Source organism: Metabacillus indicus, from assembly GCF_046603695.1.
In the GTDB taxonomy this organism is placed as follows: domain Bacteria; phylum Bacillota; class Bacilli; order Bacillales; family Bacillaceae; genus Bacillus_P; species Bacillus_P indicus.
Map to the genome: position 1 here is coordinate 2,958,154 of NZ_CP176757.1, position 14,423 is coordinate 2,972,576.

The following is a 14,423-nucleotide window of genomic DNA, read 5'->3' on the forward strand; positions in this document are numbered from 1 at the left end:
TATAATAGAAAGTACGGGGATGCCTATGAAAAAGGCTTTACAAAAGGAACAGGGGTTCACACTGATTGAAGTTTTAGCCTCCATCATCATTTTGACCATCATGTTTTCTGTATTAAGCAGTTTTTTCGTGAATAGTGCTTCTTACTCAAATTCTTTCGACAAAAACATTACATCCCAGCAGTTAAGCAAAAGTCTTCTCGAGGCCTATCAGGCGGAAGGATTTATTGAAGCAAAAAGAAAAATAAACACAGGAGAGAATCTTGCCCCTGATGTCATAAAGCAGAAACTCGCGCTTCATGAAGATGCTTTTTCTCTGAACGGATATTCTGCCAATGTCTCCTTCAGAGAACCGTCTCAGGCAAATTTGCGGGGAAAGCTTGTAGAGATTTCTGTCACAGTGACAAACCGTGACGGGATATCCTCCTCTTCAACACTCGAGGGGTATGTGCGCAAATGAAGAAACTTCATTTAAATCAAAAGGGAATAACACTGATCGAGCTGCTTTTGGTGCTTGTCCTCTCATCTATCATTCTCACAATGAGCACGGGATTTTTACTATCTATGATGAAAGCAGGGGAATCTACGCTTTCTAAAACCAATCTCAGAAATGAGGCGGTCCTGATTATTGACTCTTTAAATAAGGCGCTTGAGAACGCGGATGAGTTTGGACTTGGAGATATAAAAGGACAAGAGCTTACAAAAGTTACTCCCATTAAAATCACTAAAAGGGTCAATGCTTCAAATGTATTGGAAGAAACAAGAATGCCTATTCCGGTCATTTTTTCAGGCGGAAATTTAAGCATTGACGGAAAACCCGTCAACAATGAAAACATTTCTTTAGAAGGCAGCCATTTTTTTATTGCAGAGGATTCCTCGCAATTGATCTGCAAGCTTGTCCTGAAAGAAAAAAACACAGATTCAAAACCGTATGAAATCCTGAAAATATATAACCTGGCAGATTGAGGTGATTGGTTTGAAAAAGTTAAATCAGAATGGCTATGCCCTGCTTAACGTGCTGATGGTTTTTACATTGGTCACCATTTTGGGAATCTCACTCCTCAGCATAACAATCAGTTCTCAAGCATATGTAAAGCATTCTAAAACGTACCTTGAGGATATGACGAAAGCAGAAAAACGCCTTGACGAAGCGTCCGCAGAATATGAAGTTCTTTTAGAAGGCATCAACAATGAAGTGCTGAATTCTCAAACTCTGCTCACTAAATTGGGCAGTTTGGAGGCAAGAATTGAACAGCGGTCAGGTATTGAGGTAACCGCAAAAACACTTAAGCAGATCACTGCAACCAACAATCTGTTTGTGCAGACTGTCGATATTACTGCTCCGGTCGGGCCTGAACATGCCGGAAAAAAATTAAAGAGAACTCTAAAGGTGTCTACAATTGCAGATATCTTTAATTACGGGGTAGTAACGAATGGAGATTTAACATTAAACGGTGCAGTAGATATTAAGGGGAACATCTTTGTACAGAAAAGGCTTTATTTAAGCAATAGAGGAAAGTTCATTCAATCTGGTACAACGTATTATCCTGGAACCGTTTATCCGTCGATACAGGGTGATATGACAGTAAAAGGGCTGGATGCTTCGGGTCAGCCCTATTCATCTGCCTATTTTTACAACAGTTCTTCTTCCAGCACCACCGCTCAAAATTTCCGGCCGATAACGAATACAGGCAGCCTGTCGAGTTATTTTGTGTCATCTCCAAGAATAAGAGATGCAATTGTTTCAACAAACCAGATTAACATTCTGGGCCGGATTAATGAAAAACATGCAGCTTACACAGCAAGAAAAGGACAAATAGCAAACGGTTTAAACAACAGCCTCCTTTCCGGCACCACCGTTTACAATACCAGCAAAAAGTTTCTTCAAAATCTTGAATTGACCGGTGTTCTCAACGTAGCAGGCGATGTTTTGATGGAAGGCAATTTCACTATGGGGGAAGCAGGCAGGCTCATTACAAGCGGCAATGTCTTTATTAATGGACAGGCGGATCTAAAAGGCACCATCGAATTAACAAACTCGAACAGCTATGTCTATATTAACGGAAAAGCTGCGATATCAAATCTGAATCTCGATGGACAAATGTATATCTCGGATGCAGCAGATATCCGATCAGATTTTAATACGAACGGAACGGTTTATGTGGAAAAGAATACATCAATCGAAAATCTCAACAATGTAAGCGGCGGAACAGCGGTTATCTTGAGCAACGGCAGCATGCTTGTCGCAAACAATAATGAGTACAGCAGTACACCGAAGATTATTGATGCTTTTCTTTATTCCAATGAAACGCTTGAAATGTACGGAGTAGGTTCCAACATTAAAATTAAAGGAGGCGTTTATGGATCGAATATTATCTTGAACGCCACCAAGGGAGAAACAAGAAATAGCCTAGGTGGACGATATGTCTGGGTTGGCCCTAAATGGTATCATTATGAATGGCGCTATGATTTAGATCCTGAACTTTATAACAACGTCGGCGGACTGTATTTTGAAAAAAATCAGCAAAAGCCGGGATTGCCCTCAAGGCTGCAAATAGAATTCAAAGAGGACCTGATCCTTAATCCCCCTACAGGCATTCCGACAGTAGAAAAACTGAAAGTCGAGACCATTGATACCGAAGTTAAATAACAAAAAAAGCCGGCATTTTTTATGCCGGCTTTTCCTATTTCACATATTCCGCAACCCTGTTCCGCCCCGCCTGCTTTGCACCGATGTACATGGCGCGGTCTGCGTGGCGGATGAGGTCGAGCGGTCCTTCTGCATCTTCAGGGGCTGTAGCATAGCCGATGCTTGCTGTAATGGAGACGGGCTGCCTCTTTCCGTGATGCTGGATGCTTTGTTCGACGATAAAGGGGCGGTTTGCAATGCTTTGGCGGATGCCCTCAGCGGTGGCGAAGCACGCGGGCTTGTCCATATTTGGAAGAAGGATCACAAATTCTTCCCCGCCGTACCTTGCAACCGTACCTCTGTCACCTATAAATCTCGTAAGACGCTCAGCAAGCGAGATCAGAATTTCATTCCCTGCCTGGTGCCCGTATGTATCATTCACCTTTTTAAAGTGATCAATGTCGAGCAGGATCAGAGAAAGTTTCTGCCCTTTGAGCTGAACAAGTTCAGTATATTCATATTCAAGAAGCTTTTCCATATAGCGGTAATTGTAAAGGCCCGTTAATGGACAGCGTTCACTTTGCTTTTTCGTTTCTTCGTAGCTCTTTGCATTTTCAATTGCCACACCGAGGTAGGCGGTCAATAGATCAGTAATCATCAGCTGCGCCCGGTCATAAAACCGTTTCTTGTTAGACGCCAGAATGACAATCCCGACGACCTTCTGGTTTCTGACAATTGGAACGGCGATCACGCTTTCTATGCTTTCCGGCAGGAGTGTTCTCTCAAGCTTTGCCCAGTGGTCCCGCTTTTTGTAGAGCACGCTTTTTTTGGTTGCATAGACGAGGCCGCTGACGCCCTGGTGAACGGAAATGGACTCTTTTGCGTGTTTCACAATTTTTCCGTTGTCGAGCTTTCGGATGACCTTCAGTTCATTGTCGCTGATGACATCAATGATATAAGCATAGTCCGCTTTGATCATGGACGTCAGTTTGTCCAGATACACTTCAACGACTTCCTTCACTTCAAGCCTTTCAGTAAGCTGATGGCCGATTTCGCTCGCCTGCTGAAGATAGGTATTCAGCCGCTGGCTCTGCGAGAGAAGCAGGAGGATAAACGAGATTCCCACAAAAGGAATTCCTACAAAGAAGAGTGCCTGCGGTCCAAGGTCAAGATAGAGCAGGTAGAGCAGAATTCCGACCGGCAAAAACATGAGCGTTGTGAAGATCTCCCACAGAAAATCCCTGGAAAAAAACTTTTCTTTCTTTTTGTAGAAGATTCCTCTGATGACATGCTGCAGAAAGAAATGATTCACAAGACAGATCGTAAACGAATAGGCAATGACCTTCAGGATAAACGGCAGCGTTAGAGCCTCATGATCATGTGTGCCGCCAATCGCATAATAAACGGCTGCCCCTGCTGCTGATACGATCAAAAACATCAGAGAGTTAGTCGGATACCGGTAAATTTCCCGTTTTCCGATTCTGAGCTTCAGCAGGAGCACGGTGAGCGCTGCCTGCATAAGAATCATTTCAACAAAAGGCCCGAAAAGGAGAAAAACGGATATGGAAACACCCTGTGCGAAAAAGACAGGCGTTTCGTTGACAATGATCGGGAAGATCGAAACAATGCACATGAAAACCAGAAAAGCGGCAATCGTCCATTCATTTCCTGAAATCTTTACCGGCCAGAGAGTGTAAGCTGCAAATAATGCTGAAGGAAATACAAAAGCCCAGACGGCCCATAATATGGACTTCAGCTTTGTTTCCATGGATTGTCCCCCTCTCCCGCCGTGCTGTTTTTTATATTTTAACAAAAATTCAGATTTTTGTCATTTATTTCGGGACTATCAGCCTAATTTTCATGTGATATTTTTCGACAATAAGGCCTAACCTCAGAAATGAAGTAGAGAGAACCTGTGACTAAATAGATGTCCCCGCTCTCACCTGCTGCCATCATTTCATCAATCGCCTCTTTCCAGTCTTCATGGAACGATTTTACCGGATGCGTGCATGCTTCATACAGCTCTGATGCGCAAGCAGCTCTCGGAAAATCAAAGGTTGTGAAATGCATGCTGTCTGCTATTCCAGCTAGAATTGAGATCATCGGGCTGTATTCCTTGTCTTTCAGGGCTGAAAAAAGAACATGAATCCGTTTGCCGGCATAGTGCCTTCTCATCACTGCGGCAAGACTTTCCGCTCCCTCTTTATTGTGGGCGCCGTCAAGGATGATGGCAGGATACTCAGAAACCTGTTCAAACCTTCCGCTCCAATTTGTCTGATGAAGGCCTTTTCTAATGTGCTCATCACCGGCAGCAAACAAGTCGTGAACCCGTAAATAATCCAGAGCCATAACAGCAAGCGCGGCATTTTGCACCTGATGCTCTCCCCTCATGGAGATCTCAAGCCCTTCGAATGAGTGATACGGTGTTTTCATATCGAACCTCTCCCCGCCTCTTAGCGGTTCGTGTTTCAGAACAGGAAAAGAATCGTGGAAAAGATCAGCGTTTTTTTCTGCCGCTCTTCTTTTTATAACGTTCAGAGCGCGCTCATCCGTTACTGCCGTAAGCATTGGTACACCATGCTTGATGATGCCCGCTTTTTCACCGGCAATTTCCTCTATGGTGTTCCCGAGGATATGCATGTGATCATAGCCGATGCTAGTAATCATGGTCAGAACCGGCTCTGAAATATTCGTTGAATCTAATGTGCCTCCTAGCCCTGTTTCAAGCAGCAGCACATCTGTTTTTTCATGGTTTCCGAAATAATAGAAAGCCATGGCTGTGATGATTTCAAACTCGGTCGGCCCTCCAAGCTCTGTTTGCTCAAGCTCGTCTGACAGCGGTTTTATCGTATTTGCCAAAAACAGCATCTCCGCATCCGGAATAGGAATTCCGTTCATGCTGATCCGCTCGTTGAAGGTTTCAAGGAACGGGGATGTAAAGGTGCCGGTTTTATAACCTGCTTCTGTAAGCACGTTTCTCATGTAGGCAATGGTCGATCCTTTTCCGTTTGTGCCTGCCACATGGACGGTTTTCACTTTTTTATGGGGATTACCGAGTCTGTTCATCAGCCATTCCATACGCTTCAGGCCGGGTTTGATGCCGAATCTGAGGCGGGAATGTATCCACCCGACAGCTTCTTCGTACGTTTGAAACATATCATCTGCCCCTTCTTTTATGTACATGAAAACTCGGGCATGATCATCAATCACACCCGAGTCTTTGTCATTCAGCCTTTCAGCTCTCCGATTCTTGAAAGAACGGCTTCTCTTTTTTCTGTATAATCTTTCTCTTTCGCACGTTCTTCTTCTATTACCTTCTCAGGCGCTTTTTTAACGAAGCCTTCATTGCTCAGCTTTTTCTGAACACGTTCAACTTCTTTATTTAATTTATCAAGCTCTTTCTCAAGGCGTGCAATTTCTTCATCGAGGTTAATCAAGCCTTCAAGAGGGAAGATTAGTTCCGCCCCTGTTACAACAGATGTCATCGCTTTGTCGCCAGTTTCAGCATCCGTGCCGATTGAAAGGCTGGACGTGTTGCAGAAACGCTCGATGTAGGCGCGGTTCTGCTGGAGCTGATTTTGGATGTCCGCTGATTTTGCTTTAATCATCATCGGAATTTGCTTGCTCATCGGCGTGTTCACTTCTGCTCTTACATTTCGAACCGACCGGATCACTTCAACTAGAAGCTTCATATCTGCCGCCGCAGCTTCATCCGTAAGTGAAGGATCAGCAACCGGCCATTTGGCGATTGTAATGGATTCCCCTTCGTGAGGGAGGTTCTGCCAAATTTCCTCGGTAATAAACGGCATGAACGGATGAAGAAGTCTCATCGTGTTATCTAGTACATATGCAAGAATTGAACGGGTTGTCTTTTTCGCCGCTTCGTCGTCGCCATAAAGCGGAAGCTTCGCCATTTCAATGTACCAGTCACAGAAATCATCCCAGATAAAGTTGTACAGATGACGGCCGATTTCACCAAATTCGTATTTATCGGCAAGCTTTGTCACGTGCTCGATTGTTTCATTCAGGCGTGTCAGAATCCACTTGTCAGCCACTGATTTTTCACCGGTCAAATCGATTTCATCATATTTCAGGCCGTCCATGTTCATCAGCGCAAAGCGTGAAGCGTTCCAGATCTTATTGGCAAAGTTCCATGTTGCTTCTACTTTTTCGTAGCTGAAACGCAGATCCTGGCCAGGCGAGCTTCCTGTTGAAAGGAAGTAACGAAGAGAATCCGCTCCGTACTTATCGATTACATCCATCGGGTCTACGCCGTTTCCAAGTGATTTACTCATTTTGCGTCCCTGCTCATCGCGGACAAGTCCGTGAATCAGCACGTCTTTGAATGGACGCTTGCCGGTAAATTCAAGACCCTGGAAAATCATGCGGGAAACCCAGAAGAAAATGATGTCATAGCCTGTTACAAGCACATCTGTCGGATAGTAGCGCTGATAGTCAACTGAATCCTCATCCGGCCAGCCCATTGTAGAAAACGGCCACAGTGCCGAGCTGAACCACGTATCAAGCACGTCTGTATCCTGTTCCCAGTTTTCAAGGTCTGCAGGCGGTGCGTGATCAACATGCACCTCGCCTGTTTCTTTATGATACCAGGCAGGTATGCGGTGTCCCCACCAAAGCTGTCTTGAAATACACCAGTCGCGGATATTTTCCATCCAGCGCATGTACGTGTTTTCAAAACGGTTTGGAACAAAGTTGACTTTGTCCTCTTTGTCCTGAAGCTCAATCGCTGCATCTGCAAGAGGCTGCATCTTAACGAACCACTGCGTAGAAAGGTACGGCTCAACAACCGCTCCGCTCCGCTCGCTGTGCCCGACTGAATGCATGTGCTCTTCAATTTTGAACAGAACATCCATTTCCTGAAGATCCTTCACGATCTGCTTTCTGCACTCAAAACGGTCAAGTCCGCTGTAGATTCCTGCTTTTGCATTCATCGTTCCGTCCTCATTCATCACAAGAACACGCTCAAGGCTGTGGCGGTTTCCGATTTCAAAGTCATTCGGGTCATGCGCAGGAGTAATCTTAACCGCTCCGGAACCGAATTCCATATCAACATAGTCATCTCCGACAATCGGAATTTCGCGTCCTACAATCGGGAGAACAACGGTTTTGCCGATCAAATGCTTGTAGCGCTCATCTTCTGGGTGAACAGCAACCGCTGTATCGCCAAGCATCGTTTCAGGGCGTGTAGTCGCAACTTCAATGGCACCGGAACCGTCTGACAGCGGGTAGCGCATGTGATAAAAAGCACCCTGAACATCTTTATAGATAACTTCTATATCAGAAAGAGCTGTTTTTGTCTGTGGATCCCAGTTGATTATATATTCGCCGCGGTAGATGAGTCCTTTTTTATAAAGAGAGACAAATACTTCATTTACCGCTTTTGAAAGTCCTTCATCAAGCGTAAACCGCTCTCTTGAATAATCAAGGCCAAGACCAAGCTTAGACCACTGCGCACGGATATGAGATGCGTATTCTTCTTTCCATTTCCATGTTTCCTCAACAAACTTTTCGCGGCCAAGGTCATAGCGGGACTTGCCTTCCTCGCGCAGCTTTCCTTCAACTTTTGCCTGAGTGGCAATTCCGGCATGGTCCATTCCAGGCAGCCAGAGAACGTCATAGCCCTGCATGCGTTTCATGCGCGTCACGATATCCTGAAGCGTCGTGTCCCAGGCATGGCCAAGGTGTAGCTTTCCTGTTACGTTCGGCGGAGGGATGACAACCGTGTACGGCTGCTTTTCCTGGTCGTTTGAAGCTTCAAAAAACTTTCCCTTCAGCCAGTAGTCGTAGCGATCGCGCTCAATTGCCTGCGGATCATATTTTGTAGAGAGTGTCTGCTCCTTGTTCTCCATGTTTCTTCCTCCTTAAAATCTTCAAATCAGTTCATTTCCGCACTTTTCGGAAAATAAAAAACTCCCCTCGTCCGGTAAAAGGACGAAAGGAGTTGATTTCGCGGTGCCACCTTTTTTCACAGGCAAAAAAGAACCTGTGCTCTCAAATGGGATAACGGCGTTCATGCCGATTCTCTCTACTTCATGGTTCAAGAGAATTACTCCAGGGCGACCTTCAAGCAAGCTTGTTTAAGAAATCTCTCAGCAGGCGATTTCTCTCTCTGAAAACAGCTTTCCGCTTTACTCTTCCCTATCACGGTATGTGTTCGATTATGAAAACATGATATATGTTGTATTGTATACAATCCAGTCATTTCACGTCAATCATCTTCTCCATTTTTCACAGCCTTTATTCCCGAAAAGGCACAAAACTGGGTAAATGCACATATTCTTTATACAAGAAGGATTCAGTGAGGAGAGTTTTAGGATGCGCAGAAAAATAAACGATTATAACCTGTCGCCTTATGTAAAGCAGTTTAAACTCATTGCCGGACAGTTCATCGTGCCGATTACCATCTTCCAGACCGTCCGGACCCTGATTTTCCCGTCACCTGTCGACCTTGTCCTGCTGGCGCTGCTGATTTTGCTTGGTGTCGCTTTATACATGGAATGGATATAACGAAATGCGGAATCGCCCGTTTAGCCCTGACAGGCAGAAAAGAAATCACCGGAAAAGTCCGGTTTTGACTTTTTCGGGGATTTTGTTCTGACGGAAGGGCTGGGCGATGGAGCTAGACACCACGAAATATTATTCAGACAGGTAAACATTGTTATACTGAGGCTACATTCACATGTAAAAAACCCAATCACCGATTGGGTTTTGTTTATGTCGACTGATCTGCGGCCAGTTTTTTGTTTTCTTCGATTTGCGTCACCTTCATGACGAAGTACTCGATGTTTTTAAAGGTCCAGTAAGATTTGATCAGGTCCTGATTTTTCTGAAGCTGCGACGCGCTTCTGTCATTCAGGTTCATGTGCTTTTTCACTTGTTTGTAGACAAAATCCGGATAGGCAAGATAACAGATGAACAGCTGCATTTCCTCTTCTCTGTATGGAAACGTCTGCTGATAGGTGTAAAACCAGTCGGCACAGTTATCGTCTGCAAACGGGTACGTATGGAACGTCCTGTGATAAAAGAGAAGCGCATCATCAATAGGCGATGAATACCTGGCATGTTCAAAATTGGTGAAATACCCTGTTCCCTGTTCATCATACAAGTAGTGATGAATGGATGCTCTGCCGTGGATCATGACTTGCCGCACATCCTCTTTTTCCTTCATCATCTCATACCACTCATCAAGTTTTTTGCGGGCAAATTCTGTCGCACGGGCGGTTTCAAAGTAATACGTGACGGCCTGCAGTTCAAACGGCGAGAGATACCACTTCTTCTCGCATTCCTCCACGTATTTTTCATACTGGGCTTTGTTGTCGTCCCATTGCTTGGCAAGGGTATCGTAGTGAATTTTCAGGGCATTCTGATTCAGCTTTTCCTCAGCAGCCGTTCTCTGGTGAAGCGCTGCAAGTTCCCTGAACATATTTTTATGCCGCTCATCCCGCTCTTCTTCTGTTTCGTTGGTGAGCCAGGGCATAATGTAGTACCAGTTTTCTCCGTCAGAGGTGAAAAACTGCCGGTGCCTGTTTCTGAAGATGGGTACATACCCTGAATAGCCTTTTTGATGAGCACCGTGAAGCGTTTCAATGAATTGGCCATTCCGGTTCGATGACATCTTTTTCAAGGCGTAGGAGGCACCTGAACTGGCATAGACCTTCGTCAGTTTATCTGTAACAGACTCCGCATATTCCGCTTTCAGCTCATACTCTTTTAAAACCTCCGCAAGTTTATCCATATTTTCTCTCATCATTTTTTGTCCCACTTCCTTTTAGCCGGGTCTCATTTAAAGAGACTTACAAAAAAAACAGCTGAGGAACTCTCCTCCCCAAGCTGCTTTCTTTTCTTAATGAGTATTTGCGTAAACAGGAATGTAAAGTGTCTGGCCTTCGTGCACATCTGCGCTTGAATTCAGCTGATTGACTCTGTGCAGCTGCTGGACCGTAATCCCGTAGCGGTCGCAAATGCTGTCAATAGTGTCACCCTGCTGGACAAGGCAAATCTTAAGCTTTGTAAACTCCTCTTCTTCATCCCGTTCAAAAAGCTTCGTCAAGTAGAGGGAGTTTTCCGTCTGCTTTGGTTCCTCCTGCTTTCTTGCCTGTTCTTCTTTTCTTGCTTTCGGACTTTGCTTTTGAGGCGCCTTATACGGTTCCTCATACTGCGGCCTGCTTGCAAAATAAGAAATGTCCGGTGCAGCGGCTTCTTCCTCTGCAGCCTCTTTTTTCACTTCTACATGAAACGGTTCATACAGATCGTCATGATTTTGGCTGCCTGCATGCGCAAAAGCATCATATTCTTCTACTTGCGTTTCCTCTTCATACAGTGCCTGAGGTGAGCGGAACAGCGGCTGGAGCTCTGGTTCCTGCTCCTGCTCAAACACATATTCCTGCTCCTGCTCCTGTTCTTCTTCCGCCTCTACAGCCGCATCCCCGCTTGCAATACCACTGATTTCAAGGTCAGCTACGAGCCTAAGGTTTCTGCTTTCTGACAGATCATAATCAAAAGACTCAATCGTTACATACACTTCTTCCAAGTTTCCAATGCGGTTTCTCGGAATCGTGATATCTACAGGAAAACCGTGAACAAGCTGCGATATGCCGTCTTCTCTTGTTTCTACACTGCTGATAAACCGGAGATTGGCATATTCAAATTCCTCTTCGCTATAATCCTCATCTATTTTGTACTCACCCGTAAGCTTAAGCGCACCCCGAATCGAGATGTACTGGTCAAACTCCTGGATGGTGATGTCTGGATCTAATGAGATGGATAACAGCTCACCCACTTCCTGTCCCTTTTGAAACCAAACGGATTCCTCAACAGAGAACCGCAATGATGATTGTTGATCCTGTGACAACTTGAACTCCTCCTTTCAGGTGTCCTTACGAAAATACCTGTGACATTAAAGGAATATGCCGCACGGTGAAGGTTTATGATTTTTTTGATCAAATGCCTGGTTTAAGCTCAGGAAATGCAGGGAACATGAAGGATACAAGAAGAAAGGAGTGTTTGATGATGTCAAAAGATCACGGCATGAGCGACAAAGTAAAAGGCAAGGTAAACCAGGCTAAAGGCGAAGTGAAAGATCAGGTGGGCAATGCAGCAAACAATCCTGAGCTTCAGCGTGAAGGAAAGAAAGACAAACTGAAAGGGAACCTTCAGGAAGGCGCCGGAAAAGCCAAAGAAGGTTCAGCTAAATACTGAGTACATAGAGAACCTGCCGTCTGCAGGTTCTCTTTTTTCCGCCCCATTTGCTATACTAAAAGAAAAACATTCAGGAGATTCGTATGAGACCCCTATTCTTTGTTATCATCGGCGCAATTTTTCTGCTTCAGATTCCGTTATGGATCACGATTGTATCTGATTTGCTTATGATTGCCGTCGCCATTATCGGACTGACCATTATCCTTGCCAGCAAATGGCTGAGCCGGAAATCAGGATATACGCCCAAATAATAAAACCCCCTGCACATTGACGCGCAGGGGGTCTTCACTTTATTTAAGGGCAGCAAATGCTTTATCTGCCGCTGCAATCGTTTTTTCAAGATCTTCATCACTGTGGGCAGTGGAAAGGAAAAGACCTTCAAACTGTGACGGCGGAAGGAACACACCTTCGTTTGCCATTTCGCGATAGAACTTTGAGAAGTACTCGAGATTGGATGTTTTCGCTTTTTCGAAATTGATGACGTTCTCGTCTGTGAAGAAAAAGCCAATCATCGATCCCGCACGATTCACTGTAATCGGAATGCCGTGTTTTTCAGCAGCCGCTGTTAATCCTTCTTCAAGGATGTCCGCTTTTCTGCCGAACTCTTTGTAGGTTTCCGGAGTAAGCTGGCTGAGCGTTGCATAGCCTGCTGTCATCGCAAGAGGGTTTCCGGACAGGGTGCCTGCCTGGTAAATCGGTCCGCTCGGGGCAACCTGTTTCATAATGTCGGCACGGCCGCCATACGCTCCGACAGGAAGTCCGCCGCCGATCACTTTCCCGAGGCATGTCAGGTCAGGCGTAACGCCAAAGTACCCTTGAGCACAGCCGTAATCAACGCGGAAGCCTGTCATCACCTCATCAAAGATTAACAGCGAGCCGTACTCCTGTGTGATGCTGCGCAGGCTTTCGAGGAAGCCTGGAAGCGGAGGGACAACTCCCATGTTTCCTGCAACCGGCTCCACAATCACACCGGCAATGTCATCACCGAACTGTTCAAAGGCATATTTTACGCTTTCCATGTCGTTGTAAGGAACAGTGATCGTGTTTTTGGCTACTCCCTCCGGAACTCCCGGGCTGTCAGGCAGTCCAAGTGTTGCAACGCCTGAACCTGCTTTGATCAGCAGAGAATCCCCGTGGCCGTGATAGCAGCCTTCGAATTTCAAAATCTTATTTCTTCCGGTAAAACCGCGTGCAAGTCTCAGGGCACTCATCGTTGCTTCTGTTCCCGAACTCACCATCCGGATGATTTCAATAGATGGCACGCGGTCAATCACAAGCTTTGCAAGCTCATTTTCAATCAGCGTCGGAGCCCCGAAGCTTGTACCGGATTCTGTCACCTTTTTAATGGCTTCAACAACCGCGTCATTTGTATGGCCTAAAATAAGCGGTCCCCATGAAAGCACATAATCAATATATTCATTTCCATCAATATCGTAAATTTTAGAGCCTTTTCCCCGCTCCATGAAAATGGGATCCATGGCGACCGATTTAAAGGCGCGAACAGGACTGTTCACTCCGCCCGGCATCAGCCCTTGAGCTTCTGCGAAGGCCTTGCCTGATTTTTCATAACTGCGCATTTGACTTCTCCTCCTGCGATTAGTGTTGTTCCTTCAGCCAGCGTGCACAATCCTTGGCATGATACGTCAAGATCATATCCACGCCTGCGCGTTTCATGCTGATCATCATTTCCATCACGATTGCCTTTTCATCGACCCAGCCGTTTTGTGCGGCTGCCTTGATCATGGCATATTCCCCGCTTACGTTATAGGCAACAATCGGCACGTTAAAGTTATTTTTCACATCGCGGATGATATCAAGGTAAGACAGGGCAGGTTTCACAATCAGGAAGTCCGCCCCTTCCATCATGTCCGATTCTGCTTCTCTGAGCGCTTCAAGGCGGTTTGCAGGATCCATCTGATACGTTTTGCGGTCTCCAAACTGCGGAGTGCTGTGGGCAGCATCCCTGAACGGACCGTAAAAGGCGCTTGAGTATTTAATTCCGTATGACATAATCGGCACATCTTCAAATCCCGCTTCATCCAGGCCATGGCGGATAGCAGCCACAAACCCGTCCATCATGTTTGAAGGCGCGATAACATCGGCACCCGCTCTTGCCTGGCTGACCGCAGTGCGCGCCAGCAGATCAAGCGTCGGGTCATTGAGGACTTTTCCCTCTTTCACAATTCCGCAGTGGCCGTGGTCTGTATACTGACAAAGACACGTATCGGCAATCACAACAAGCTCAGGGAAATTTTCTTTGATCTGTGCAATCGCACGCTGAACGATGCCGTGGTCATGGTAAGCCTGTGTGCCAAGCTCATCCTTATGATCAGGCACTCCAAAGACGATAACGGATTTGATGCCGAGATCGCTTACTTCCTGCATTTCTGCATTCAGGTAATCAAGCGAAATCTGTTCAACGCCGGGCATTGATTTTACCTCATTGCGTTTTTGCTCGCCTTCAACAACGAAGATCGGATAAATAAAGTCTTCTGCGTGCAGATGTGTTTCGCGGACGAGTGACCTCATGCTGCCTGTGCTCCGGAGTCTGCGGTGTCTGTTAAATTGAATGTCCATA

Annotated in this window: 13 protein-coding genes and 1 other annotated feature; of the genes, 6 read left to right on the forward strand and 7 right to left on the reverse strand. The window is 45.7% G+C overall.

Features of this window, described 5'->3' with window-relative positions; all coding sequences use genetic code 11:
• Positions 1–25 precede the first annotated feature (25 nt).
• Genes ACK1LH_RS15235 through ACK1LH_RS15245 form a run of 3 tightly spaced genes read left to right on the forward strand, consistent with a single transcriptional unit; the run spans position 26 to position 2,647 of the window.
• Complete coding sequence (locus ACK1LH_RS15235; RefSeq protein ID WP_411333522.1) at positions 26–457, forward strand: type II secretion system protein J; 432 nt, start codon at positions 26–28, stop codon at positions 455–457.
• Complete coding sequence (locus ACK1LH_RS15240; protein ID WP_411333523.1) at positions 454–963, forward strand: prepilin-type N-terminal cleavage/methylation domain-containing protein; 510 nt, start codon at positions 454–456, stop codon at positions 961–963. Before ACK1LH_RS15235 ends, ACK1LH_RS15240 begins: the two co-directional genes overlap by 4 nt.
• A 10-nt stretch (positions 964–973) precedes the next feature.
• Positions 974–2,647: a hypothetical protein gene (locus ACK1LH_RS15245; protein ID WP_411333524.1), complete on the forward strand. Its 1,674-nt coding sequence runs from the start codon at positions 974–976 to the stop codon at positions 2,645–2,647.
• Between the two features lie 34 nt (positions 2,648–2,681).
• On the opposite strand, the gene ACK1LH_RS15250 is transcribed toward ACK1LH_RS15245, so the two are convergent.
• The 3 genes from ACK1LH_RS15250 to ACK1LH_RS15260 all read right to left on the reverse strand — a co-directional run bounded on the left by ACK1LH_RS15250 (position 2,682) and on the right by ACK1LH_RS15260 (position 8,496).
• Positions 2,682–4,394: a sensor domain-containing diguanylate cyclase gene (locus ACK1LH_RS15250; protein ID WP_029279339.1), complete on the reverse strand. Its 1,713-nt coding sequence runs from the start codon at positions 4,392–4,394 to the stop codon at positions 2,682–2,684.
• Positions 4,395–4,477: 83 nt separating this feature from the next.
• On the reverse strand, positions 4,478–5,782 hold the full coding sequence (locus ACK1LH_RS15255; protein ID WP_411333526.1) for a bifunctional folylpolyglutamate synthase/dihydrofolate synthase: 1,305 nt from the start codon (positions 5,780–5,782) through the stop codon (positions 4,478–4,480).
• 71 nt (positions 5,783–5,853) lie between these two features.
• Positions 5,854–8,496 carry a valine--tRNA ligase gene (locus ACK1LH_RS15260; RefSeq protein ID WP_029566800.1) on the reverse strand — a complete coding sequence of 881 codons (2,643 nt, stop codon included), beginning with the start codon at positions 8,494–8,496 and terminating at the stop codon, positions 5,854–5,856.
• 75 nt (positions 8,497–8,571) lie between these two features.
• Positions 8,572–8,801 (reverse strand) — a binding site (T-box leader).
• Positions 8,802–8,962: 161 nt separating this feature from the next.
• Here ACK1LH_RS15260 and ACK1LH_RS15265 point away from each other — a divergent pair.
• Positions 8,963–9,154: a hypothetical protein gene (locus ACK1LH_RS15265; protein WP_029279333.1), complete on the forward strand. Its 192-nt coding sequence runs from the start codon at positions 8,963–8,965 to the stop codon at positions 9,152–9,154.
• A 205-nt stretch (positions 9,155–9,359) separates the two neighbouring features.
• Here ACK1LH_RS15265 and ysxE read toward each other — a convergent pair whose 3' ends face one another.
• Both ysxE and spoVID read right to left on the reverse strand, forming a co-directional pair.
• Positions 9,360–10,397: a spore coat protein YsxE gene (gene ysxE / locus ACK1LH_RS15270; protein WP_411333528.1), complete on the reverse strand. Its 1,038-nt coding sequence runs from the start codon at positions 10,395–10,397 to the stop codon at positions 9,360–9,362.
• Between the two features lie 93 nt (positions 10,398–10,490).
• Positions 10,491–11,498 carry a stage VI sporulation protein D gene (spoVID, locus tag ACK1LH_RS15275; RefSeq protein ID WP_029566801.1) on the reverse strand — a complete coding sequence of 336 codons (1,008 nt, stop codon included), beginning with the start codon at positions 11,496–11,498 and terminating at the stop codon, positions 10,491–10,493.
• Positions 11,499–11,656: 158 nt separating this feature from the next.
• On the opposite strand from spoVID, the gene ACK1LH_RS15280 reads away from it, so the two are divergent.
• Together ACK1LH_RS15280 and ACK1LH_RS15285 are read left to right on the forward strand one after the other, a co-directional pair.
• Complete coding sequence (locus ACK1LH_RS15280) at positions 11,657–11,845, forward strand: CsbD family protein (RefSeq protein WP_029566802.1); 189 nt, start codon at positions 11,657–11,659, stop codon at positions 11,843–11,845.
• Between the two features lie 83 nt (positions 11,846–11,928).
• Positions 11,929–12,096 carry a SoxR reducing system RseC family protein gene (locus tag ACK1LH_RS15285; RefSeq protein ID WP_139015502.1) on the forward strand — a complete coding sequence of 56 codons (168 nt, stop codon included), beginning with the start codon at positions 11,929–11,931 and terminating at the stop codon, positions 12,094–12,096.
• Between the two features lie 39 nt (positions 12,097–12,135).
• Here the strand turns inward: ACK1LH_RS15285 and hemL are convergent, their stop codons facing one another.
• Together hemL and hemB are read right to left on the reverse strand one after the other, a co-directional pair.
• A complete protein-coding gene (gene hemL, locus ACK1LH_RS15290; protein ID WP_411333530.1) occupies positions 12,136–13,422 on the reverse strand; it encodes a glutamate-1-semialdehyde 2,1-aminomutase in 1,287 nt (428 codons plus the stop codon).
• A 19-nt stretch (positions 13,423–13,441) separates the two neighbouring features.
• Positions 13,442–14,422, reverse strand: coding sequence for a porphobilinogen synthase (gene hemB, locus ACK1LH_RS15295; RefSeq protein ID WP_203288290.1), 981 nt, complete (start codon positions 14,420–14,422; stop codon positions 13,442–13,444).
• Position 14,423 lies beyond the last annotated feature (1 nt).

Excerpts from the sequence above, each read along its gene's own strand:
- ACK1LH_RS15235 (WP_411333522.1), top strand. The coding sequence starts at position 26 with ATGAAAAAGGCTTTACAAAAGGAACAGGGGTTCACACTGATTGAAGTT.
- ACK1LH_RS15240 (WP_411333523.1), top strand. The coding sequence starts at position 454 with ATGAAGAAACTTCATTTAAATCAAAAGGGAATAACACTGATCGAGCTG.
- ACK1LH_RS15250 (WP_029279339.1), bottom strand. The coding sequence starts at position 4,394 with ATGGAAACAAAGCTGAAGTCCATATTATGGGCCGTCTGGGCTTTTGTA.
- ACK1LH_RS15255 (WP_411333526.1), bottom strand. The coding sequence starts at position 5,782 with ATGTTTCAAACGTACGAAGAAGCTGTCGGGTGGATACATTCCCGCCTC.
- ACK1LH_RS15260 (WP_029566800.1), bottom strand. The coding sequence starts at position 8,496 with ATGGAGAACAAGGAGCAGACACTCTCTACAAAATATGATCCGCAGGCA.
- ACK1LH_RS15265 (WP_029279333.1), top strand. The coding sequence starts at position 8,963 with ATGCGCAGAAAAATAAACGATTATAACCTGTCGCCTTATGTAAAGCAG.
- ysxE (WP_411333528.1), bottom strand. The coding sequence starts at position 10,397 with ATGATGAGAGAAAATATGGATAAACTTGCGGAGGTTTTAAAAGAGTAT.
- ACK1LH_RS15280 (WP_029566802.1), top strand. The coding sequence starts at position 11,657 with ATGTCAAAAGATCACGGCATGAGCGACAAAGTAAAAGGCAAGGTAAAC.
- ACK1LH_RS15285 (WP_139015502.1), top strand. The coding sequence starts at position 11,929 with ATGAGACCCCTATTCTTTGTTATCATCGGCGCAATTTTTCTGCTTCAG.
- hemL (WP_411333530.1), bottom strand. The coding sequence starts at position 13,422 with ATGCGCAGTTATGAAAAATCAGGCAAGGCCTTCGCAGAAGCTCAAGGG.
- hemB (WP_203288290.1), bottom strand. The coding sequence starts at position 14,422 with ATGGACATTCAATTTAACAGACACCGCAGACTCCGGAGCACAGGCAGC.